The organism is Hymenobacter cellulosivorans (assembly GCF_022919135.1).
Lineage (GTDB): Bacteria > Bacteroidota > Bacteroidia > Cytophagales > Hymenobacteraceae > Hymenobacter > Hymenobacter cellulosivorans.
In genome coordinates, this window is the sequence record NZ_CP095049.1 from 867,828 (window position 1) to 889,294 (window position 21,467).

Genomic DNA, 21,467 nt, shown 5'->3' on the forward strand with positions numbered 1-21,467 from the left:
AGCTACATAAATGTTTTCAGCCCTCCCTTTTATTGCTGCTTACTGCACTACAATTTCCACCCGCCGGTTGCGGGGCCGTTGCTGCGGGTCGCGGTTATCGGCCACGGGTCGGGTGCCGCCATAGCCCCGGGCCGTGAGCCGCACCGAGTCGATGCCCTGCTGCACTAAATAGCGACGCACCACCTGGGCCCGCTGCTCGGAGAGAAGCAGGTTTTTAGCTGGTTCGCCCACGTTGTCGGTGTGGCCCGCTATTTCCAGGCGCAGCGCAGGCTCGGCTTGTAGCTTTTTTGCCAACGCATTCAGCGCTGGGCGGGAAGTGGGCAGCAGGGTGGCCGTGCTCTGGGTGAAATACAGGTTGGATAGCGTGACGGCCGCGCCTTTGCTCAACGCACTCAGGTCGGGCAGCTCAGTTACCGGCGCGGCTACCCGAACGGCCAACGGCTTGGGCGCAGCTACCACCGGCCGAACTGGCCGGACCGCGGCCACCGTGGGCTTCGGCCCAGCCACCGGAACCTTCGCCGGCTTGACGGCCACGACAACGGGTTCGGGTAGCGGCCGGGGCAGCTCGGGATACAAATACTGCTTGGGAATCACTGTCAACTTGGCCCGGTCCTTCGCCGCAAAGGCTGCTTCCAGCGTGGCAGGGTTGCCCAAGGCCGTCGGCCGCGCCCACGACAGCACCGCCCCCGACACGCCCTGCACATTCTTGTAAGCCAGATCAATCTGGTAAAAATAGCCCGCTTCCAGCTGGTAGACCATGTCTACCGGAATAGGAGGCTTGCGGGAGCCAAAATACGCCGGCTCGTACTTTTCCATACTCAGCACGTCGTCGCCGGCAAAGCGTACGTCGGTGGCATCGTCCCACTCGGTATGCAGCACGTAGATTCCCGATTCGGGGCGTAGACGTAGCCCGTCCAGCGCACCGAAAAGCCCTGCCCGGGTGCGCCCGGCGCGGGCGGAGCTCCTTTCCAGGTCACGTTTACCACCGGCTCTACCCGACTGTGCACTGCCGCTCCGCGCACTGAACCCGCGTAATACGTAGCCTGCAGCCCGATGCCGCCCGGCAGCTTGCCGGCCACCGTCACGCCCCGGCTCGGCTTCACGGCCGTAGCGGTGGCAGGGACTGTTTTGCCTGGTGGAGCCGATATAATACGAATGGTGCCTTCCGTCGAAGCTGCTTTCGACGGGGCCACAAAGGGCTCGGCCGTGACGGGCAGATTTACATATAGGCTTTGGGTTGGTACCGGCACCGGTTCGGCCGTAGAGCCCGGCAGTTGCCAGGCCAGCAAGGCCTTGGTATCCCGCTCCACCTGATAATATTCCACCCGCACCGAGTAGTAGCGGCCAGCCGTGAGCTTCATTTGGGCAGTAAACCGGGTAATGGGCTGGTCGACCCAGGAATCCAGGATCTGGCGGCCCCCGACCCACACCCGCATGCCGTCATCAGTGGCCATGGTGAAGGTATAAACCCCGGTTTTAGGAGCCAGAATGTAGCCCGTCCAGCGCGCCGAAAACCAGGTACTGGGTACGCCCGGCCCCGGCGACACAAAGAACTTAATAGGCTGGCCGGGGCCGTTTTGCCGTCGGCTCCAGTCGAAGTTGACGGCAGGGTCCTTGCGGGTCAAAACCAGCTTTTCGAAGTTTTTACCCTCGTAATATTGCCCACGCAGCCCGTGTTCGGCGGGCGTGGCGGCGGTTTGGGCCCATAGCCCCCAGCCGGGCAGCAGCAGTAAGGTTATAAGAATCGCGAGGCGTAAGCGTGGCAGCATAGAGTAAGGAAGTGTTGGGACGATAAGGTAATAACCAGCCGGATGAGGGCGCAGAGCTAACGAAGCTGCACCGCACAAAATTGGATTCCGGAATTTCCCGCTGTATCTTCGCTTTGTTACTTATCCAGAAAGACCGAGGGATTGGGCCCGACGACGTCTTAGCAACCTGAAATAAAACAAGGTGCTAACTCCCATTCTAGAGCCTCGGCTGTGGAAGAAGATAAGAACAGGACGCGCCCCTGCGCGGCTCTTTCTGGATAGGCACTTTTTCGCCGCTAGTTTCCTTAACTGAGCCGATATGCAACCAGCCACGCTCCGCCGCCCCGACTCCCCGCTTTACGATATTCTCCAGCAGCGCATCCTTGTGCTCGATGGCGCCATGGGCACCATGATTCAGCGCCACACGCTGGACGAGGCTGACTTCCGTGGCACCCGTTTCGTGGACCACCCCAAGCCCCTGCGCGGCAACAACGACCTGCTCAGCCTGACCCGCCCCGACATCATCCGGGGTATTCACGCCGACTACTTCGCGGCCGGGGCCGACATGGTGGAAACCAACACCTTCAGTGGCACCACCATTGCCCAGGCCGACTACGGGCTGGAGCATATCGTGTATGAGCTCAACTATGAGTCGGCGCGCATTGCCAAGGAAGTAGCCGACGAGTTTACGGCCCAGAATCCCGCCAAGCCCCGCTTCGTGGCCGGTGCTATCGGACCCACGAACCGTACGGCCTCCTTGTCGCCCGACGTGAACCGGCCCGGCTTCCGCGCCGTGACCTTCGACGAGCTAGCCACGGCCTACCTGGAGCAGGTGCGCGGCTTGGTAGAAGGGGGCTCCGATACGCTGCTCATCGAAACCATCTTCGACACGCTCAACGCCAAGGCCGCTTTGTTTGCGGTGCAGAAGTTCTTCGACGAGGGCGGCAAAGTCGTGCCGGTCATGATTTCGGGTACCATCACCGATGCCTCGGGCCGCACGCTGAGCGGGCAGACGGTGGAGGCGTTCTGGAACTCTATCAGCCACCTGCCGCTGCTGAGCGTAGGTTTGAACTGCGCTTTGGGCGCCGACCAGCTCCAGGTGTACGTGAAAGAGCTGAGCCGTATTGCCGACGTGCACATTTCGGCCTACCCCAACGCCGGCCTGCCCAACGCCTTCGGCGGCTACGACGAGTCGGCCCAGGAATTCGCGGCCGTGGTGGAAAACTACCTCAAGGACGGCATCGTGACGGTGGCCGGCGGTTGTTGCGGCACCACCCCCCAGCACATTGCCGAGCTGGCTAAGCTGGCCGAGAAGTATCCGCCCCGCCAGCTCCACCCCGTCCCCCAGGCTACCCGCCTGGCTGGCCTGGAGCCCTTCGGCATTTATCCTGATTCGCTGTTTGTCAACGTGGGGGAGCGGTGCAACGTGACCGGCTCCCGGGCCTTTGCCCGCCTCATCCGCACCGGCGCCTACGAGCAGGCCCTGCAGGTAGCCCGCGACCAGGTGGAGGGCGGCGCCCAGGTCCTCGACGTGAACATGGACGAAGGCATGCTCGACTCGGAGCAGGCCATGACGACGTTTCTGAACCTGATTGCCTCCGAGCCCGACATTTCCCGGGTGCCGGTCATGATTGACTCCTCGAAGTGGAGCGTGCTCGAAGCCGGCCTCAAGTGCGTGCAGGGCAAGAGCATCGTCAACTCGATTTCCTTGAAGGAAGGCGAGGAAGTATTCAGGGAGCGGGCCCGCACCGTGCGCGCCTACGGGGCCGCCATGGTGGTCATGGCCTTCGACGAAAACGGCCAGGCCGACTCCTTCGAGAAGCGCATCGAAATCTGTAAGCGCAGCTACGACATTCTGGTCAATGAAGTCGGCTTCCCGGCCCAGGACATCATTTTCGACCCCAACATCCTGACTGTGGGCACCGGCATGGAAGAACACCGCAACTACGCGCTGGACTTCATCGAGGCCATTCGCTGGATCAAGCAGAACCTGCCCGGCGCTCTGACTTCCGGGGGCGTGTCGAACATCAGCTTCAGCTTCCGCGGCAACGACGTGGTGCGCGAGGCCATGCACTCGGCCTTCCTCTACCACGCCATCCGAGCTGGCCTCGACATGGGCATCGTCAACCCCAGCCAATTGGCCGTGTACGACGAAGTACCCAAGGACCTGCTCGAGCTGGTGGAAGACGTGCTGCTCAACCGCCGCCCTGATGCCACCGAGCGCCTCGTCGAGTTTGCTGACACCGTCAAGCAGAAAGACAAAACCGAAGTGGTAGCCGACGCCTGGCGCAGTCTGCCAGTAGCCGAGCGGCTGCAACACGCTTTGGTTAAAGGCATTACCGAATTTATCGACCAGGACACCGAGGAGGTACGCCAGCAGGTTAGCCGCCCCCTGGAAGTCATCGAAGGCCCGCTGATGGCCGGTATGAACGTGGTAGGTGACCTGTTTGGGGCTGGCAAAATGTTCCTGCCCCAGGTGGTAAAATCGGCCCGGGTGATGAAAAAGGCCGTGGCCTACCTGGAACCTTACCTATTGGCCGACAAGCAAGGCTCGGAACGGCAGACGGCGGGTAAAATCCTGCTGGCTACGGTAAAAGGCGACGTGCATGACATCGGCAAGAACATCGTGGGTGTGGTGCTGGCCTGCAACAACTTCGACATCGTGGACCTGGGCGTGATGGTGCCCCTGGAGCGGATTCTAGACGAGGCCGTCAAGCAGCAGGTCGACGTTATCGGCCTCAGCGGTTTGATTACGCCCTCGCTGGATGAAATGGTGTACGTGGCCCAGGAAATGGAAAAGCGCGGCCTCAAGACCCCACTGCTCATCGGCGGTGCCACTACCTCCCGCCTGCACGCGGCGGTGAAGATTGCGCCCAACTACTCGGGACCTGTGGTGCACGTGCACGACGCCTCCCGCTCGGTGGGCGTGGCCGCCAGCCTGCTCGGCTCCAGCCACGAAACCTACGCCCGCGCCGTCCACGACGAGTACACGACCCTGCGTAACGACTACGCCGGCCGGCAGCGCGAGAAAAACTACCTGCCCATCGAATCGGCCCGGGCCAACGGCTTCAAATCGGACTGGGACGAGGTGGCTATTACCAAGCCCACTTTCCTGGGCACTAAGGTCCTCGACAACTACCCCCTGGCCGAGCTGGCTGAGTACATCGACTGGACGCCCTTCTTTCACACCTGGGAGCTGAGAGGCCGTTACCCGCGCATTCTGGAAGACGAAAGCCTGGGGGAAGCCGCCACTAAACTCTTCGCCGATGCCCAGGCCATGCTCCAGAAAGTCATTGCCGAAAACCTGCTCACGGCCCGGGCCGTGGTCGGCTTCTGGCCCGCCAACACCGTCGACTACGACACGATTGAAGTGTATACCGACGAGCAGCGCAACACCCTGACTACCGAGTTCTTCACCTTGCGCCAGCAGGGCGAAAAAGGCCCCGGCATCCCCAACATTGCCTTCTCCGACTTCCTGGCCCCCAAAGAATCGGGCCGGGCAGACTACCTCGGCGGCTTTGCCGTCACGGCCGGGCTGGGTATCGAGAAGCTCATCGAGCAGTTTGAGGCCGACCACGACGACTACTCGGTCATCATGATTAAGGCCCTGGCCGACCGGTTGGCCGAAGCCTTTGCCGAGCGGCTGCACCAGCGGGTGCGGGAAGAGTTCTGGGGCTATGCCTCCGACGAAAAGCTCAGCAACGACGACCTGATTCAGGAGAAGTATCGCGGGGTGCGGCCCGCGCCCGGCTACCCCGGCTGCCCCGACCACACCGAGAAAATCACCCTGTTCGAGCTTCTCGACGCCGAAAACCAAACCAACATCCGGCTGACCGAAAACCTGGCCATGTACCCGGCTTCCTCGGTCAGCGGCCTATACTACGCCCACCCCGAGTCGCGCTACTTCGGCCTGGGCAAAATCGGGCGCGACCAGGTCGAAGACATTGCCCGCCGCAAAAACATGCCGGTGCCGGAGCTGGAGCGGTGGTTGTCGCCCAACCTGAACTACGACCCCACTGCCGTGCCCGTCACGGCGCTGTAAGCACGAGTAAAAGAAAGAACATCATTTCGAGCAAAGCCGAGAAATCTTGCGTGGCGTCGTCTGGTCTGATTACTACTCAGACATCAGCACGCGAGATTCCTCGACTTCGCTTGAAATGACAACGATTTCGTTTTGTCTTCCCCCAAAGTAAGGCGAGCTACATACACCACTGCCATGACCCGCGCAGCTTAGCTGCGCGCTTTATATGAAAGTAACCGAACACCTGTCCCGCGCCAACGGCAAAACGCTGTTTTCCTTCGAAGTCCTGCCGCCCAAGAAGGGGGAAAATATCCACACACTCTTCTCTAACATCGAGCCCCTGCTGGAATTCAAGCCGCCGTTTATCGATGTGACCTACCACCGCGAGGAATACGTGTACCGCCAGCATCCCAACGGTTTGCTGGAAAAGAAAACCGTGCGCCGCCGCCCCGGCACGGTCGGTATCTGCGCGGCCATCAAAAACCGCTTCGACGTCGACACCGTGCCCCACCTGATCTGCGGGGGTTTCTCGAAAGAGGAAACCGAAAACGCCCTGATTGACCTGCACTTCCTGGGCATCGACAACGTGCTGGCCCTGCGCGGCGACCCAATTAAGAGCGAAGGCCACTTCAAGCCCGAGCCCGACGGCCACGCCTACGCCTGCGACCTGATTGGGCAGGTTTCCAACCTCAACAAGGGCGAATACCTGGACGAGGAACAGGACGATACCTGGGCTACCGACTTCTGCATCGGGACGGCCGGCTACCCCGAAAAGCACTTTGAGGCCCCCAACTACGGGGCCGACCTGCGCTACCTCAAGCACAAGGTAGACCGGGGTGCCGAGTACATCGTGACCCAGATGTTTTTCGACAACGAGCAGTACTTCAACTTCGAGAAGCGCTGCCGGGAGGCCGGTATCAACGTGCCCATTATTCCTGGCCTCAAACCCCTGACGACCAAGGGCCAGCTCACGATGCTACCCCGCTCCTTCTACCTCAACATCCCGGAGGAGCTGGCCGAAGCTGTGCATCAGGCCCCCGACAACGAAGCCGCCCGGAACATCGGCATTGAGTGGTGCATCAACCAAAGCAAGGAGCTGATGGCTCACGGCGTGCCCTGCCTGCACTACTACTCCATGGGCAAGTCCGAATCCATCCGCCGGGTAGCTGCGGCCCTGTTTTAACAGATGAAATGGTGAACTTGTGAAATCGTGAGTTGCTGTTCTGGGAGGGCGTTTTACGCCTTTTGCGCCGACAGAACGTAAAACTCACCATCTCACTAGTTCACCATTTCACTTTATGTCTGCCCTCGACGACCTCTTTGCCCAACTGCGCACCGCCACAACGCCCACCGAAATTGAGGCCCTGCAAAACGGTATCTGGCAGCTGTGGCTGATGAGCGGCGAACAGCGCCTGGACAAGGAAATGGAAGCCGGCCTGCGGGTGCTGGCCGCCGGCGACTATACGGCCGCCATCCGCGTTTTTACCGGCGTGATTGAGCAGCGGCCGGAGTTTGCCGAAGCCTGGAACAAGCGGGCTACGGCCTATTACCTGCGCGGCGAGTACCGCGCCTCCCTACTCGATATTGCCCAAACCCTGCAGCTGGAGCCCCGGCACTTCGGCGCTTTGTCAGGCTGGACCACGATTCTGCAGACCCTGGGCGACTACCGGGCGGCCCTGCGCGTGCTGCGCCGACTGGAGGCACTGTGCCCAAACATGCCCGGCCTGCAAGCTCGACTGCACGACCTGCGCGACCAGCTCGACGAAAATCTATAGTGCAATTTACTCTTGCGCAGCTCTATATTAATTTTTAACTTTACTGAGCTTCTGTCTATTTGGGAAAGACCGAAGTAGAAGCCTTTTTGGCTTCTTTACTCTGACTAACACCTAATAAGCAGCTTTCTGACCCATTTTACCTTATTGTAACAGCTTGCTTCCAATAGAACTATTCGAGCACTCAGTATAAACCGACTTCCCCCCTCGGTTAGCTGATGCTGGTTCGTTGACAGCAGTTTCCCACCCGTCTATGAAAAAAACTGTACTCATCGTACTGTTGGCTTGCGCGTTGCCAACGGTTAGCTGGTCCCAGCGTCTCCGCAAATCTGAGTTTGAGAGCGGAATGATTGAAAAAGGTAATAAAGTCGGCGTCTGGGAATACTACGCCTACACCCGGGATGGTCGGCAGGTAATCGTGCAGAAGTATGACCACACGGCCAATAAGCTGGTTTTTTTCCGCCCTGTCGAAGACGTTCCTTACGACGTGGAGCTACAGCCCGGACAGTGGACCCGCAGCCGCGTAGACCAGCCGCCGATGTTTATCGGGGGCGACCCGGTTTTGTCGACCTACACCACCAAGCTGGTGTATCCGACCGTCGCGCAGGACCGCAAGCTCCAGGGTAAAGTCCTGGTTTCCTTTGCCATCGACACCCTGGGCCGGGCTTCGGGCCATAAGGTGCTCATGAGCGTGGGCGGCGGCTGCGACGAGGAAGCTCTGCGCGTGTGCCGTACCATCCCGAATCAGTGGATTCCGGCCCGCAAGGACGGACGGGCCGTACCGGTGGTGTACGAAATGCCCTTCACGTTCAAGCTGCAGCCCGTCACGCAGTAGCTCGACCGTAGCCGGCCACTAATCCTGGGCGCGCCGGTTACGTACAGCAGTGCATGACACGACTCAGCCTCCCTTCTCTGACTGCGGCCCTGCTGGGCCTGATGACGCTTGCCGCCTGCGACACTACCCCGCGGGAACGGCAGGAAATCGTGCGCGACGAAGCCCGCAAGCTGGATACCCTGGCCGACCGCACCGCCGACAAGCTCCGCAATGCGGGTCGGCGGGCGGCCCGCTACGACTCGGCCGCGCGAATCCGCAACCGGCAGCCGCTCGACCCGGCCTCTACGGCTACGTTTGCCCAACAGCTGCTGGGGACTTATGCCGACGTTGAAAAGCTGACGCCCGCCACCATCGAGCCGGCCTATGTGCAACTGCTGCGCCAAACCCGGGCCCAGCGCCGCCAGTGGAGCCAGCGCGACTGGGACTACGCCACCAGCATCTATAAGCGCCTCAATGAGCAACTCAAGGCTATCCGCCTGGATGTGAAGGGCCGCGACGAGCTGCACATCCGCGCCCTGCAGGCCGAGTTTACGGCTCTGGAAACCGGCCGCGACGTAAAAGACATTGGTCAGGCCGTTAAGGACTAACGCGCCCGTATTTTCTTGTAAAAGCCCCGTTGTAGCGGGGCTTTTTTGCGTTTTCGTATGCTTAGCTTTTTTTACCGCCGCCTCTGGCTACTCGTGCTGCTTTTGGGCAACATGGGACCAGTACGGGCTCAGGCCCTGATTGAAACCGCCGAAACCGTACCCGCCGTAAACCAGTGGCTGGGGCCCGGCGACCGGCTGCAGGTGCGGCTCAAGGGCCGGCCCGGCCAACGGGTGACGTTTCTGCACGGCCAGCCCATGACCGAACTGGCCCCTTCGCTCACCAAAGGGCAGCGCGGCCTGTACCAGGGTACCTATGTAGTGCAGCCCGGCGACACGCTGCAGAACCGGCCCATCCTGTTTCAGGTCATGCGCAACGACACGGTGGCCCTTGCCACGGCGTTTAGTAAAACCCGGGTGCGGTTTCTGAACCCGAATACGCCCCAGTTGGCCTTGACCAAAGGAGCCCTGGCCTACCTCAACTACGGCTTGGGCGAAGACCGGCTCGGTGGGGCCAAGTTTGGCTACCTCGACTCGGCCGTGGTGCTGCACCTGACGGGTATGGTGGGCAACCAGTATCGGGTACGCCTGGCCGAAAACCAGCAGGCCTGGGTGCCCCAGGACGTGGTGCGCCTGCTGCCACCCGGCGGCTTCGTGCCCACCTCCCTCACCGGCTCCTGCAGCGTGTACGGCGACTCGCTCTACGACTACGTGCAGGTGCCACTCGACGCCCGCCTGCCCTACCGCTCCCAGCTGCTGACCAACCCGACGCGGCTGGTGGTGGACCTCTTCGGGGCGACTTCCAACACTAACTGGATAACCCAGCGCGCCGGCATCCGGGAGCTGGGCGACGTGCATTACGAGCAGCCCGAGCCCGACATATTCCGCCTGATAATTCCCTTGCAGCATGCCCAGGCCTGGGGCTATGGCATTGAGTACCGTGGCACTACGCTGCGCATTCGGGTGAAACGGCCGCCGGCCAAGCTCACGCTCCGGGGCCTGACCATCGGCCTCGATGCCGGCCACGGCGGCAGCAATGTGGGCGCCACGTCGCCCAGCGGCAGCCAGGAGAAAGTGCTGACGTTGGCCATTGCCCAGAAACTGCGTCAGGAGCTGGAAAAGGCCGGGGCCAAAGTGCTGATGACCCGGGAAGCCGATGTGTCGGTGGAAAACGGCTCCCGCGTGCTGCGGATGCGCCAGCTCAACCCTGATTTGCTGCTCAGCATTCACGTTAATTCTTCGGGCAGCACCGCCGTGCAGGGTACCAGCACGTATTACCGCTACGTGGCCTACCGGCCGCTGGCCCTGGCCATCTATAATGAGATACTCAAAACCGGCCTGAAGGGCTTCGGCAACGTGGGCAGCTTCAACTTCAACCTGAACGGCCCCACCGAATACCCTAACGCCCTGATTGAAACGGCTTTCGTATCGAACCCCGACGACGAAAAGCGGCTCAAGGACCCGGCCTTTCAGCAGCAGCTGGCTGAACGCATCAAGGACGGGGTGGAGCAGTTTCTGAAGAGTACCCAGGCCAAAGGCCCCAGGGGCTGGCTGCTGCACGAGCCCAGCCGTACGTAAACAATACCGGAATATTCCTGCTTCCATAAGAATCTGGCCGCTTTGGTTTCGGCTTCCAACTCAAATCGGAGGCAACCAAACAGCTACCAGACCGCTGCTCTTCTCTACCCTCAACACCCCAACCACAACCCTCATGGCCGATTCTTTTCTGGACCGCAGCCGCACCATTGCCCCGCCGGGCTACAACCGCTGGCTCGTGCCGCCCGCTGCTCTGGCTATTCACTTGGCCATCGGGCAGGCCTATGCCTTTAGCGTGTTCAACAAACCCCTGGGTGCCCTTATCAGCGGCAACGTGGACAAGCCCGCCGCCGAGGACTGGACCCCGGGCCAGATTGGCTGGACGTTTTCCATTGCCATTGTGCTGCTGGGCCTCTCGGCGGCTATTTTCGGCAAGTGGCTAGAGCGTGTCGGTCCGCGCAAGGCCATGCTGGCCGCTTCATTGTGCTTCGGTGGCGGTTTTCTGCTAGGCTCTTTGGGCGTGCATCTGCACAACATCTGGCTGCTGTACTTCGGCTACGGCGTGGTGGGCGGCATCGGGCTGGGCATTGGCTACATTTCGCCGGTTAGCACCCTCATCAAGTGGTTTCCGGACCGCAAGGGTGTAGCTACCGGCATGGCCATCATGGGCTTCGGTGGCGGGGCCATGATTGGCTCCCCGCTGGCCAACAACCTGATGGCCCACTTTAAGGATTCGGCCCCGATGGGCGTGGCACCCACGTTTATCGTGATGGGCCTGATCTACTTGGTCTTCATGCAGTTCGGCGTCTGGACCATCCGGGTACCGGCTGACGACTGGAAGCCCGCCGGCTACGTGCCCAGCACCGAGCACAGCGCCCTGATTACGACCGGCAACGTCTCGGCCGATAACGCCATTAAAACCCCGCAGTTCTGGCTGCTGTGGGTGGTGCTGCTGGCCAACGTTACGGCTGGTATCGGCGTGCTCGAAACGGCCTCACCTCTGATCCAGGAAACCTTCTCCGACTCGGCTATGGGCCAGGGCCGGGGCGTAACGGCAGCGGCAGCAGCTGGCTTCGTGGGCTTGCTGAGCTTGTTCAATCTGCTGGGCCGCTTTTTCTGGTCGTCGGCTTCCGACAAGCTGGGTCGCAAAGTCACCTACGCCATTTACTTCGGCCTGGGCATTGCCCTCTATGCCCTGATTCCCAGCCTGGGCCGCAGCCTGCAGCTGACGTTGTTTGTGGTGGTAGCCTGCGTGATTATCAGCATGTACGGCGGCGGCTTTGCGACCATTCCGGCCTACCTGTCCGATTTATTTGGCAAGTATCAGGTAGGCGCCATTCACGGCCGCCTGCTCACGGCCTGGAGCACGGCTGGTGTGCTGGGCCCGCTCATTGTGCACAACCTGCATGAGGGCGCCAAAGCCAAGGGCCTGACCGGTGCGGCAGCTTACCAGAACGTTTTTTACACCATGGCCGGTGTGTTGGTGCTGGGTTTGCTGGCCAACCTGGCTGTGACGGCCGTGAAGGACCAATACTACGAAAAAGGCGACGTGACGCCCGAGGCCGGCGGCCACTAACTCCCTCTCTGTCAACTGCTAATTCTTTTCAGTATGGAAACCAAAACAACCTCTCAAGCTGCCGAAAAACCCGCGCTCGGCGGTTCGGTGGTCCTGGCCTGGCTCTACGTGGGCATTCCGCTGGCCTGGGGCGTGTCGCAAACCTTTATCAAGGCGCTGGCCCTGTTTAAATAATCTATGGTTGCGCTGCCTGAAGTCTTTGGGCGGCCAGCAAATAAAAAGAGCATTCGGCCCGCCGCCGAATGCTCTTTTGTTTGTTACTTACTCTCTGACTTGTAGCCTTTTCTCATGACCTCCCAGCCCGCCGAGGACCGCATTGTGGTGCTTGAGTCCTTCGCCGACCCCATCACGGCCCACTTGGCCAAAAGCCGCCTGGAAGCCGAGCAGATTCCCTGCTTTCTGACCAACGAAAATTTGGTGTCGCTCAACCGCCTCTACGGGCCGGCGTCGGGCGGGGTGCGCCTGCACGTGCGGGAGCAGGACGTGGCCGCCGCCGTCGAGATTCTGCGCTACGAAACCGTGCCGATGACCGTCACGCGCGCCGACGACGAGCCCCAGCCCGACATCGTGCACTGCCCCAAGTGTGACTCCACCGACGTCGCCTTCGGCCCCGCCACCCGCAACACCTACAGCTTTCCCATGCTCATGCTTTCCGTGCTGCTGGGCTACCCCTTGCGTGGCAAACGCTACCACTGCTTCCACTGCCGCCACGAGTTCAAACGCTCGGAAGCGGTGATTGAGTGAATGAGTGAGTTTTTCGTTCTTATTGCGCTGACGCTGTTTTCTTGTCCTTGCGAAGAGGCACAGAGTTCCGCGCATTAAGCGGCGTCAAGCTGGCCTCTGAAATGTGCCGAGCATTCTAAAGTAAAAAGCCCTTTATCGAATCACCGATAAAGGGCTTTCTAGTAAAAGGACGTGACTGCCTCCGCAGAGGAAGGATTGCTTCGCTTTGCTCGCAATGACAACTCACTCAATCACTATCTCACTAATTCACCACTTACCGAAACCGCACCAGGGGAAAAGCGTCGCCGGCTTTGAACTCGGTAGATTCAGCAGGCAGGCGCAGGAAACCGTCGCAGTGCAGCAGGGAAGCCAGGTCGCCGGAGCCGCCGATTTTCTGGGGATGGGCCAGCAGATGGCCGTAGGGCGCTATTTCCAGGCGCACGGGCAGGAAGTAGGTAATACGGGGCATGAAGGTGAAGTCGGTGGCCAGCAGGGCGGTAGGTCGGGGCTGTTTGTAATGGGGCTGCTGGCAACGGTGCAGCCAGGGCCGCACGTACTGGTAGAAATTGACGAAGGTGGAAACTGGGTTGCCGGGCAAGGCAAACACCACCGCTCCCCCGGCTTTTTCGCCAAACCAGAACGGCTTGCCCGGCCGCTGCTGTACTTCGTGGAAAAGCTGAGTGACGCCCAGCTCCTGCAGCATGGCTGGCAGAAAGTCGGCTTGGCCTTTGGACACGCCCCCACTCAACACCAAGGCATCGAAGGAATCCAGCAGCAGCGGCAACTCCTGGCGCAACGCGTTTTGGTCGTCGTTGAAGTGAAACGCCTCACTCTCGGCTCCGGCTTCCTGCAGGGCGGCCTGCACCATGTAGGCATTAGAGCGCCGAATCTGGTGGGGCAAAGGCGTTTGGGTCAGCTCTACCAGCTCGTCGCCGGTACTGACCACGGCCACCCGCAACCGCCGCGCCACTTGCAACTCGTGGGCCCCGATGGTAGCCGCCACCGCAATTTCGGCCGGGCTCAGTTTCACCCCGCTGGGTAGCAGCAAGTCGCCAGCTTCCCGGTCGGAGGCCTGATGATGCACGTTGTGGCCGACCTGGGGCGGTGCCACCTGCAAGGCCGCCACCCGCTGTCCGTTCACTTCATGAAACTGCAAATCCTCGTAGCGCACCACCGTATCGGTGCCGGGTGGCAGGGCGGCGCCAGTCATAATTTCGACGGCCGTTTGGGTGTTACTCAGCGGCTGGGGCGGCATACCAGCCAGTTGGGTGGCACTAATGGGAAAGGTAGTCTGGCCCGCGGCGACGGCCTCAAACGCCAGGGCAATACCATCCATGGCCACGCGGTGGAAAGGCGGAAAGTCGCGGTCGGCGTGCAGGGGCTGCTGCAATACGCGGCCCACGGCCTGGGTCAGGGGGATGGTTTCGGTGGGCAGGGGCCGGGCCGTGGCCAGCACGCGGCGGGTAGCTTCTTCGACAGAAATCATCGGGCAGGGAAAAGTAAAGGCCGCGCCAACCGGGCTCCGGCTCAAGTATGGGGTAAAGACGCGGACTAGGCGTTTTGGTTTACTTGTCGTGGCTTGGCCTGCCAACGCAGCGGGGCAAATATGCGTCTATCCAGAATTCCGGCGGCTAGTTGCGCAGTTTGTTCCAACTTTTGCCCGTGCTTCGGCTTTGTAAGCAGTTCCTTTTCCTTTGTCATGTCCGATTCTTCCCGCTCCCTGACCCACCTCAACGCCGCCGGCCAGCCCGCCATGGTCGACGTGGGCGCCAAAATCCCAACCCGCCGCGTGGCCCGGGCCCGCAGCCGGGTGCTGTTGGGCCGCGAAATCCTGAGCTTGGTGCAACAGGGCGACTTGCCCACCCGCAAGGGTCCGGTGTTCCAGACGGCTATTCTGGCCGGCATTATGGCTGCCAAGAAAACCGCCGACCTGATTCCGCTCTGCCACCCGCTCGGCCTCGACGACTGCCAGGTGCAGATTGAAGTGGTTAGCGAGGAGGCCATCCACATCATTTGCACGGCTACCGTAACGGGCAAGACCGGAGTCGAAATGGAAGCCCTGACCGGCGCTTCGGTGGCGGCCCTGACCGTGTACGACATGTGCAAGGCTCTTTCCCACGATATTGTGATTCAAGAAACCCGCCTGCTGGACAAAACCGGCGGCAAAAGCGACTTTCATCATGTCGACTAACCCCACCCCCGGCGCGCCCAAGCCCCGCACCAAGCACGCGGCCCTCACCCGGCCCGCGGTGGGCGAGTTCGGCCGGCAGGAATTAGCCATCCTGGGCGCACCCTGCGGCAAAATCAAGGAATTGGTAACCCGTCTGCTGCCCCATTTGGCCCCGCAGCTGAGCGTGGGCTACGTGGATGCCGACCACGCCGCCGGCGACGAGGCCGACAGCGGCGGCACAGGTGGCGCCAGCCCGATACTGCAAGCCGGGGCCAGCGCCGAGCTGACCGACAAGATTCTCTTCCGCCGCGTGGACCAACGGCGGGAGCTGGACGGCTTTGCCCAGAAAGAGCTGCTATTCCACCAAAGCCTGGTGCTGGTCAATGGCAACCACTTCCGGGCCAAGCAGCAGATCATCATCCTGGACCCGGCCAAGCCCCTGGACAAAAAGCTCGACCGGCTCACCGACGTGCAGCTGATTCTGCGGCCCGACGGCGTAACTGAACTGCCCGCGGTCCTGCAAACCCATTTTGCCGGCCAAGATATTCCAATGCTGGCCTTGGCTGATACCGAAGCCATTGCCGACTTCATCAGCAGCTGGTGGCAGCGCAGTTTGCCGCCGCTGCGGGGCCTGGTGCTGGCCGGGGGCCAAAGCCAGCGGATGCAAACCGACAAGGGCCGCCTAAACTACCACGGGCTGGAGCAGCGCGAATACGCCGCCCGGCTGCTAGCCACGGTCTGCACCGACGTCCACGTGTCCTGCCGCCCCGACCAAATAGCCGAGCTGCCGGCCGGCCTGCTGCCCCTGCCCGACCGGTTTCTGGACCTGGGCCCGATGGGCGGCATTCTCTCGGCCTTCCAGCTCGACCCCAACGCGGCCTGGCTGGTGGTGGCCTGCGACCTACCCTTTTTGTCGGAGGCCAGCTTGCAGCATTTAGTGCAGCGTCGCAACGGGGCCAAAATAGCCACGGCCTTCCAGAGCCCCGAAAACGAGTTTCCCGAGCCGCTGATTACTATTTGGGAACCCCGCGGCTACGGCACGCTGCTGCGGTTTCTGGGCCTGGGCTACTCCTGCCCCCGCAAGGCCCTGATCAACTCCGACATCGAGCTGTTGACTGCTCCGAATCCGCAGGAACTACGCAACGTGAATACGCCCGACGAAGCTGCCGCGGCCCGGCAGGAACTGCGTTAGGGCTTGTCGCGGCCTATGAACCGCTCCTGTCCCAGCAGGAAGCGGATGGCTCGGTGCACGTTCCGCTCCACGCTTTCCTCACTTTTCAGAAAAGAAATGTAGCGCACGATTTCCAGGCGCCGGGAGGCGGGCAGGCTGGTGAACACCGCCGCGGCCTCCTCATTTTCGGCCAGGACCTGGCTTAGCCGCGGGTGCACGGCCAGTTCCCGCGACTCCGGGTCGTAACGCAGGGTGAAGGTGGCCGTGTCGCCGACCTGCTTGCCGGCGGCCTGCTGCATAGGGCCGTTCAGGTAGAGCCGCCACTGCCCGGCGTATTTTACCAGGGTTTGGGGAAACGCGTGCCCGTCAATAGTGAGCTGCACCGGAATTGGCCCCTTGCTTTTGCCTGCCGCGGCAAACAGCGCCTGCTGCAGCGGCTCGGGCACCAGCACGTACGGGTTAACCCCAATCAGTTCGATGCGGGCTGAAAACGGTGCCGATGCTTCCATAGGCTAGGGGTGGGCCGCTACCCAAACGGAGCCGTCTTCGTACTCCTCCTTTTTCCAGATGGGCACCACCTGCTTGATGGTGTCGATGATGTACTGGCAGGCGGCAAAGGAATCGGCGCGGTGGGGCGTAGACACGGCCACCACCACGGCCACGTCGCCGATGTCGAGGCGGCCTTTGCGGTGCGTCACGGCTACCTGGCGCAGCATAGGCCACTTTTCCAGGGCCTGCGCGGCTACGTGCTCCATCTGCCGGATGGCCATGGCGTCGTAGGCTTCGTAGTCGAGGCGGACCACACGGCGGCCGGTGCTCTGGTTGCGGACCGTGCCGATAAAGGTATTTACGGCCCCGGCCCCGTCGTCCTGCACGGACGCCAGCACGGCGGCCACGTCAATAGGCTGGTCAGTAAGATGGATGTGCATGCAGTTATTCTTCTCAGTCGTTTTTCGGCTGCCGGCCCGGGCCCGGTGAAGGAGCTTATGCCAATTGAACGATAGGCGTTACTACGACTTATTCTGGCTTGATAAGGTCTTTTGCCGGGCTCAGGCTGACAATGGTGTTTGGTTCTGTCACCCAGTTTCTAGCCCCCACTTACGGGCGGAATCAGGGCTATTTCGTCGCGCTCCTGGAGCTGGTAGTCGTCGGTGGCATACTCGCTATTCACGGCCACGGCAAGGCTACTCAGCTTCTGCAGGGCCGGATACTGGGTTTGTAGCTGCTGCATCAGCCCGGTTACTGACTGCCCGGCGGGCGTGTCGAGGTCGAGCGAAGAGCTGCCCACTATTTCTTTGGCAATGCCAAAAAGCGCAATTTTCAGTTTCATTTGTTTGTCTGTACTCCGGAGGCAGTATACGCGGCCGGCGGCGGAACAGAAAAGCCTGTTTCCGGTTTTTTGTTCTGAATCTCTTTCAGCGCGGTCTGCGTTGAGTAGTTAGTTGTATTCTCGCTGGTCTATGTCCGTTGTTTCTCCTGTTTTATTCGATAACCACGGCCGGCCGCTGGAATACCTGCGCCTGGCCGTCACGGACCGCTGCAATTTGCGTTGCTTTTACTGCATGCCCGAAGAAGGCATCCAGTATTTGCCCAAGCAGGAGTTGCTGACCTACGAGGAAATGGAACGGGTAGTGGCTCTGCTGGCCGGCCTGGGCGTGCGCAAAGTCCGCCTCACTGGTGGGGAGCCCTTCGTGCGCCGCGACTTAGTGCCCTTCATCGGCCGCCTAAGTGAAATTCCAGGTATTGACGATATCAGCCTGACAACCAACGGCGTGCTGACCGCGCCCCACATTCCGGAGCTGGCCCGCCTGGGTATTCGCACCGTCAATCTGAGCCTGGACACGCTCGACCGGGCCCGCTTCGCCCGCATCACCCGCCGCGACGAGCTGCCCCGGGTACTCGACACGTTTTACGCCCTGCTGGCGGCTGGCATCAAGGTCAAAATCAACGCCGTAGTCATGGATGGGCAGAATATTGAGGACCTCGTGCCCCTGGCCGAACTGACCCGCGACCTGCCCGTCGACGTACGCTTTATCGAGGAGATGCCCTTCAACGGCGGCAGCCACGGCGCCATCCAGATTCCGTGGAACCACCTGCGCATTCGGGAGCACCTGGAGCAGCATCTGGGTCTGCTCACCCCTATTGCCACCAAGCCCGGCGACACGGCCTCGCACTACACGGCCACCGGCCACCAGGGCCGGCTGGGCATTATTGCGGCCTACTCCCGCACCTTCTGCGGCACTTGTAACCGCCTGCGTCTTACGGCCGAAGGCGGCCTCAAAACCTGCCTCTACGACCAGGGCGTACTCGACGTGCGGGCCCTGCTGCGTGCTGGTGCCCCCGACGCCGACGTAACCGCTGCCCTGGCCCAAGCCTTCCGCCACCGCGCCGCCAACGGCTTCGAAGCCGAGCGCCAACGTCCCGTCCATCAGCTCAGCTTCGAGTCGATGAGCACGATTGGTGGATAGCGGTGAATGTGAGAAATGTGGGGAATGGGTCCTTGCGAGCCTGAAGGCCGAAGCAACTCGTCCTCGGCGCAGGTAGTCACAGCCTCTACCCAGAAAGCCCTTTATTCCAGCTGGAGTAAAGGGCTTTTCACATTAGAGAGCTCCGCCCATTTCACAGAACGGATGGCCACGGCTACGCTTCACATTGACAGGCTAAGAATGGCAGCTTAACCACAGCGGAATCGGGTGAAACTTCGTATCCTTAGCTCGCTATGAAGGTCTTGTTCGGAATCGTTGGGTTTGTGGCGCTGCTCTATATGGCCGTGCTGGTGGTGCTGTATTTCAAGCAGGAGAAGCTGCTGTTTTTCCCGACCAAGCTGCCCCAAGACTACCGCTTTTCCTTTGCCCAGCCTGCCCAGGAGCGGTGGATAACCGCCGCCGATGGCACCCGCCTGCATGGTCTGCTATTTCCGGCCGCCTCGGCCCGGGGCCTGGTTTTCTACCTCCACGGCAACGCCGGCGCCCTCGACAGCTGGGGCGACGCGGCCTCGCTCTACACCCAACTGGGTTACAGCGTGTTTATGCTCGACTACCGCGGCTATGGCAAAAGTGCGGGCACCATCAGCAGTCAGGAGCAGTTTCTGAGCGACGTGCAAACAGCCTATCAACAGCTACTTCCCGAGTTTGCGGAGGAGCGCACCGTCATTCTGGGCTATTCGCTGGGTACGGGGGCGGCGGCCTGGCTGGCGGCCCAGCACAATCCCCGGTTGCTGATTTTGCAGGCACCCTACTTCAGTATGCGGGCCACGGCGCGCCAGCATTATCCCTTCGTGCCGGGCTTTATCGTGCGCTACCCGCTGGGCACTGACGCCGTGCTGCCCAAGGTAAAGTGCCCCATCGTTATCTTCCACGGGGAGCACGACGAGGTGATTGACTACCAAACCACGCTGCAGCTCAAGGCGTTGCTTAAGCCCCAGGACCAGTTTATAACCCTGGCTGGGGCGGGCCACAACGGCATGACCAGCAACCCTGAGTACCAAGCCGGTATCCGCCGAATTCTGAGCGGCTTGTAGGCTGACTCCGTGCGGCTGGGAAAAATTTTTCGGGTCCTTAGGGTGATAGTTGCCGGAAAAGCAGATTAACTACCAGAACGGCGCTCCTTTATTCACTGGTCAGGCTTTCACTTCTATGGATACTTTGGCAACCCTGCGGCAGGCGCTGCTCACCAATCGGGAACAGACCCTGACGAGTATTTACCAGCGTACTTTCCCGCTGGTGCGCCGTTACGTGCAACAACACGGCGGCTCGGCCCCGGATGCCAAGGATGTGTTTCAGGACGCTCTGGTCGTGTTCTACGAGAAGGCCGTGGCCGAGAGCTTCGTGCTGACTTCCTCGGTGAGTACCTATCTGCTGGGCATCAGCCGCAACCTGTGGCGACGGGAGCTGAGCCGGCGCCAGCAGCTGCCCGCTACCAGCCTGAGCGAGGAACACACCCAGGAGGTTGCCGAGGAAGCCGCGCCGGGCCCAGACAGTCGGGAGTCGCTGGCGGTGCTCGACTACGTGGAGCAGCTCGGGGAGCGGTGCAAAAGCCTGCTGTTGGCGTTTTACTACTTTCAGCAGCCCCTGGAGCAAATTGCCGGCTCGCTCCACTACGGCAGCATCCGCTCGGCCACGGTGCAGAAGTTTAAGTGCCTGGAGCGCCTGCGCAAGTCGGTGCGGGCCGTGGTGCAGCATGCCCTAGTCCACAGCTAAGCCCCTGCCGCCATGCGCCCCGCCCTTGACCGTTTGCAGCTTATTGAGCACCACTTGCTGGGCCGCCCCACGCCCGCCGAAGCAGCGCAGTGGCAACTGCAGCAGCTCACCGACCCTGCACTTGCTGCCGATACCGATGCTCAGCAGCAACTCTACCGCGCCTTGCACCAAGCGGGGCGGCAACAGCTGCGCCAGGAGCTGGAGCTGATTCACAGCCGCTTCGAGCGGCAAACCCGGCGGCGCGGCTGGTTCCAAAACGCCACTGCCCACCTGCGTCGCCTGCTGCAGCGGCCCCGCCCCTAACCCTTCCTTTTTGCTGATTTCACTTCCTGCGCTGCCCTGCGAAACAAGGCAGCCGGGCTTCTCACGTCCATTTTTTTTCCTTCGTTTGCCATGCTATACTCCCAGGAATTCCGAAAGTTTGCCGTTCAGGGCCAGGGCCTTACCAGCACCAGCCTCGACCGGTATCAGCACCAGCTGGAAGGCCGTTTTTACCCCCAGGTCACGGGCATGACGCGCGCCGTCATTGAGGAGCGGCCCACGCGCTTTGCCGAAATCGACGTGTTTTCCCGCCTGATTATGGACCGGATTATCTTTCTGGGCCAGGCCGTCGACGACAACATTGCCAACATCATCAACGCCCAACTGCTGTTTCTGGAGTCGGTGGATGCCAAGAAGGACATTCTGCTCTACATCAACTCGCCAGGGGGCTCAGTGTACGCTGGCCTGGGCATTTTCGACACGATGCAGTACGTGAATCCCGACGTAGCCACCATCTGTACCGGCCTGGCTGCCTCCATGGGAGCCTTTCTGCTGACCGGCGGGGCCATCGGCAAACGCTCGGCGCTGCCCCACGCCCGAGTCATGATTCACCAGCCCTCGGGTGGGGTGCAGGGTCCCTCGGCCGACATCGAAATTACGGCCCGGGAAGTAGTCAAGCTGCGGCAGGAGCTCTACAGCATCTATGCCGAGCGTAGCGGCAAAACCTACCAGCAAATCCACGACGACTCGGACCGGGACTACTGGATGCGCGCCGACGAAGCCCGGGAGTACGGGTTGATTGACGAAGTACTGGAAAGGAAAGATTCTTAGGTTCCGACCTACTAAGCACCGCTCATGTCAGATCATTTTG

At 61.2% G+C, this 21,467-nt stretch carries 22 protein-coding genes and 1 riboswitch; of the genes, 16 read left to right on the top strand and 6 right to left on the bottom strand.

What is annotated here, in order from left to right:
* Positions 1 to 39 precede the first annotated feature (39 nt).
* Together MUN80_RS03805 and MUN80_RS03810 are read right to left on the bottom strand one after the other, a co-directional pair.
* On the bottom strand, positions 40 to 879 hold the full coding sequence (locus tag MUN80_RS03805; RefSeq protein WP_244719840.1) for an OmpA family protein: 840 nt from the start codon (positions 877 to 879) through the stop codon (positions 40 to 42).
* A complete protein-coding gene (locus MUN80_RS03810; RefSeq protein ID WP_244719843.1) occupies positions 819 to 1,769 on the bottom strand; it encodes a PA14 domain-containing protein in 951 nt (316 codons plus the stop codon). The genes MUN80_RS03805 and MUN80_RS03810 overlap by 61 nt, the downstream gene beginning before the upstream one ends.
* 117 nt (positions 1,770 to 1,886) lie before the next feature.
* A riboswitch (SAM riboswitch) is annotated at positions 1,887 to 1,996 on the top strand.
* Between the two features lie 71 nt (positions 1,997 to 2,067).
* Here MUN80_RS03810 and metH point away from each other — a divergent pair.
* From metH to MUN80_RS03855, 9 genes are all read left to right on the top strand, one after another.
* On the top strand, positions 2,068 to 5,790 hold the full coding sequence (metH, locus tag MUN80_RS03815; RefSeq protein WP_244719846.1) for a methionine synthase: 3,723 nt from the start codon (positions 2,068 to 2,070) through the stop codon (positions 5,788 to 5,790).
* A gap of 205 nt (positions 5,791 to 5,995) precedes the next feature.
* Positions 5,996 to 6,952, top strand: a complete 957-nt coding sequence (metF, locus tag MUN80_RS03820) for a methylenetetrahydrofolate reductase [NAD(P)H] (protein ID WP_244719848.1) — start codon at positions 5,996 to 5,998, stop codon at positions 6,950 to 6,952.
* 115 nt (positions 6,953 to 7,067) lie between these two features.
* Positions 7,068 to 7,544 carry a tetratricopeptide repeat protein gene (locus MUN80_RS03825; RefSeq protein ID WP_244719850.1) on the top strand — a complete coding sequence of 159 codons (477 nt, stop codon included), beginning with the start codon at positions 7,068 to 7,070 and terminating at the stop codon, positions 7,542 to 7,544.
* Between the two features lie 250 nt (positions 7,545 to 7,794).
* A complete protein-coding gene (locus MUN80_RS03830; RefSeq protein ID WP_244719853.1) occupies positions 7,795 to 8,376 on the top strand; it encodes an energy transducer TonB in 582 nt (193 codons plus the stop codon).
* Between the two features lie 53 nt (positions 8,377 to 8,429).
* Complete coding sequence (locus tag MUN80_RS03835) at positions 8,430 to 8,963, top strand: hypothetical protein (RefSeq protein WP_244719856.1); 534 nt, start codon at positions 8,430 to 8,432, stop codon at positions 8,961 to 8,963.
* Between the two features lie 57 nt (positions 8,964 to 9,020).
* On the top strand, positions 9,021 to 10,538 hold the full coding sequence (locus MUN80_RS03840) for an N-acetylmuramoyl-L-alanine amidase (protein WP_244719859.1): 1,518 nt from the start codon (positions 9,021 to 9,023) through the stop codon (positions 10,536 to 10,538).
* Positions 10,539 to 10,671: 133 nt separating this feature from the next.
* Positions 10,672 to 12,072 carry an L-lactate MFS transporter gene (locus MUN80_RS03845; protein ID WP_244719861.1) on the top strand — a complete coding sequence of 467 codons (1,401 nt, stop codon included), beginning with the start codon at positions 10,672 to 10,674 and terminating at the stop codon, positions 12,070 to 12,072.
* Positions 12,073 to 12,105: 33 nt separating this feature from the next.
* Positions 12,106 to 12,246 carry an MFS transporter small subunit gene (locus MUN80_RS03850; protein WP_244719864.1) on the top strand — a complete coding sequence of 47 codons (141 nt, stop codon included), beginning with the start codon at positions 12,106 to 12,108 and terminating at the stop codon, positions 12,244 to 12,246.
* Between the two features lie 114 nt (positions 12,247 to 12,360).
* Complete coding sequence (locus MUN80_RS03855) at positions 12,361 to 12,816, top strand: putative signal transducing protein (protein ID WP_244719867.1); 456 nt, start codon at positions 12,361 to 12,363, stop codon at positions 12,814 to 12,816.
* A gap of 253 nt (positions 12,817 to 13,069) precedes the next feature.
* Here MUN80_RS03855 and MUN80_RS03860 read toward each other — a convergent pair whose 3' ends face one another.
* Positions 13,070 to 14,281 carry a molybdopterin molybdotransferase MoeA gene (locus MUN80_RS03860; protein WP_244719870.1) on the bottom strand — a complete coding sequence of 404 codons (1,212 nt, stop codon included), beginning with the start codon at positions 14,279 to 14,281 and terminating at the stop codon, positions 13,070 to 13,072.
* Positions 14,282 to 14,494: 213 nt separating this feature from the next.
* On the opposite strand from MUN80_RS03860, the gene moaC reads away from it, so the two are divergent.
* Together moaC and MUN80_RS03870 are read left to right on the top strand one after the other, a co-directional pair.
* A complete protein-coding gene (moaC, locus tag MUN80_RS03865) occupies positions 14,495 to 14,986 on the top strand; it encodes a cyclic pyranopterin monophosphate synthase MoaC (protein WP_244719873.1) in 492 nt (163 codons plus the stop codon).
* Complete coding sequence (locus MUN80_RS03870; protein ID WP_244719876.1) at positions 14,976 to 16,157, top strand: NTP transferase domain-containing protein; 1,182 nt, start codon at positions 14,976 to 14,978, stop codon at positions 16,155 to 16,157. The genes moaC and MUN80_RS03870 overlap by 11 nt, the downstream gene beginning before the upstream one ends.
* Here MUN80_RS03870 and MUN80_RS03875 read toward each other — a convergent pair.
* The 3 genes from MUN80_RS03875 to moaD form a co-directional block, all read right to left on the bottom strand.
* Positions 16,154 to 16,645, bottom strand: coding sequence for a DUF1905 domain-containing protein (locus MUN80_RS03875; protein WP_244719879.1), 492 nt, complete (start codon positions 16,643 to 16,645; stop codon positions 16,154 to 16,156). The genes MUN80_RS03870 and MUN80_RS03875 overlap by 4 nt on opposite strands.
* 3 nt (positions 16,646 to 16,648) lie before the next feature.
* Complete coding sequence (locus tag MUN80_RS03880) at positions 16,649 to 17,065, bottom strand: molybdenum cofactor biosynthesis protein MoaE (RefSeq protein WP_244719882.1); 417 nt, start codon at positions 17,063 to 17,065, stop codon at positions 16,649 to 16,651.
* Positions 17,066 to 17,223: 158 nt separating this feature from the next.
* Positions 17,224 to 17,466 carry a molybdopterin converting factor subunit 1 gene (gene moaD / locus MUN80_RS03885; RefSeq protein ID WP_244719885.1) on the bottom strand — a complete coding sequence of 81 codons (243 nt, stop codon included), beginning with the start codon at positions 17,464 to 17,466 and terminating at the stop codon, positions 17,224 to 17,226.
* A gap of 130 nt (positions 17,467 to 17,596) precedes the next feature.
* On the opposite strand from moaD, the gene moaA reads away from it, so the two are divergent.
* The 5 genes from moaA (at position 17,597) to MUN80_RS03910 (ending at position 21,427) form a co-directional block, all read left to right on the top strand.
* Complete coding sequence (gene moaA, locus MUN80_RS03890; protein ID WP_244719887.1) at positions 17,597 to 18,604, top strand: GTP 3',8-cyclase MoaA; 1,008 nt, start codon at positions 17,597 to 17,599, stop codon at positions 18,602 to 18,604.
* A gap of 251 nt (positions 18,605 to 18,855) precedes the next feature.
* Positions 18,856 to 19,656 carry an alpha/beta hydrolase gene (locus MUN80_RS03895; protein WP_244719889.1) on the top strand — a complete coding sequence of 267 codons (801 nt, stop codon included), beginning with the start codon at positions 18,856 to 18,858 and terminating at the stop codon, positions 19,654 to 19,656.
* A 115-nt stretch (positions 19,657 to 19,771) separates the two neighbouring features.
* Positions 19,772 to 20,335, top strand: coding sequence for an RNA polymerase sigma factor (locus MUN80_RS03900; RefSeq protein ID WP_244719891.1), 564 nt, complete (start codon positions 19,772 to 19,774; stop codon positions 20,333 to 20,335).
* Positions 20,336 to 20,347: 12 nt separating this feature from the next.
* The gene (locus tag MUN80_RS03905; RefSeq protein ID WP_244719893.1) at positions 20,348 to 20,638 is read left to right on the top strand and encodes a hypothetical protein; all 291 of its coding nucleotides are present in this window, start codon (positions 20,348 to 20,350) and stop codon (positions 20,636 to 20,638) included.
* A 90-nt stretch (positions 20,639 to 20,728) separates the two neighbouring features.
* A complete protein-coding gene (locus MUN80_RS03910; RefSeq protein ID WP_262922033.1) occupies positions 20,729 to 21,427 on the top strand; it encodes a ClpP family protease in 699 nt (232 codons plus the stop codon).
* The last annotated feature ends 40 nt before the right edge of the window (positions 21,428 to 21,467 follow it).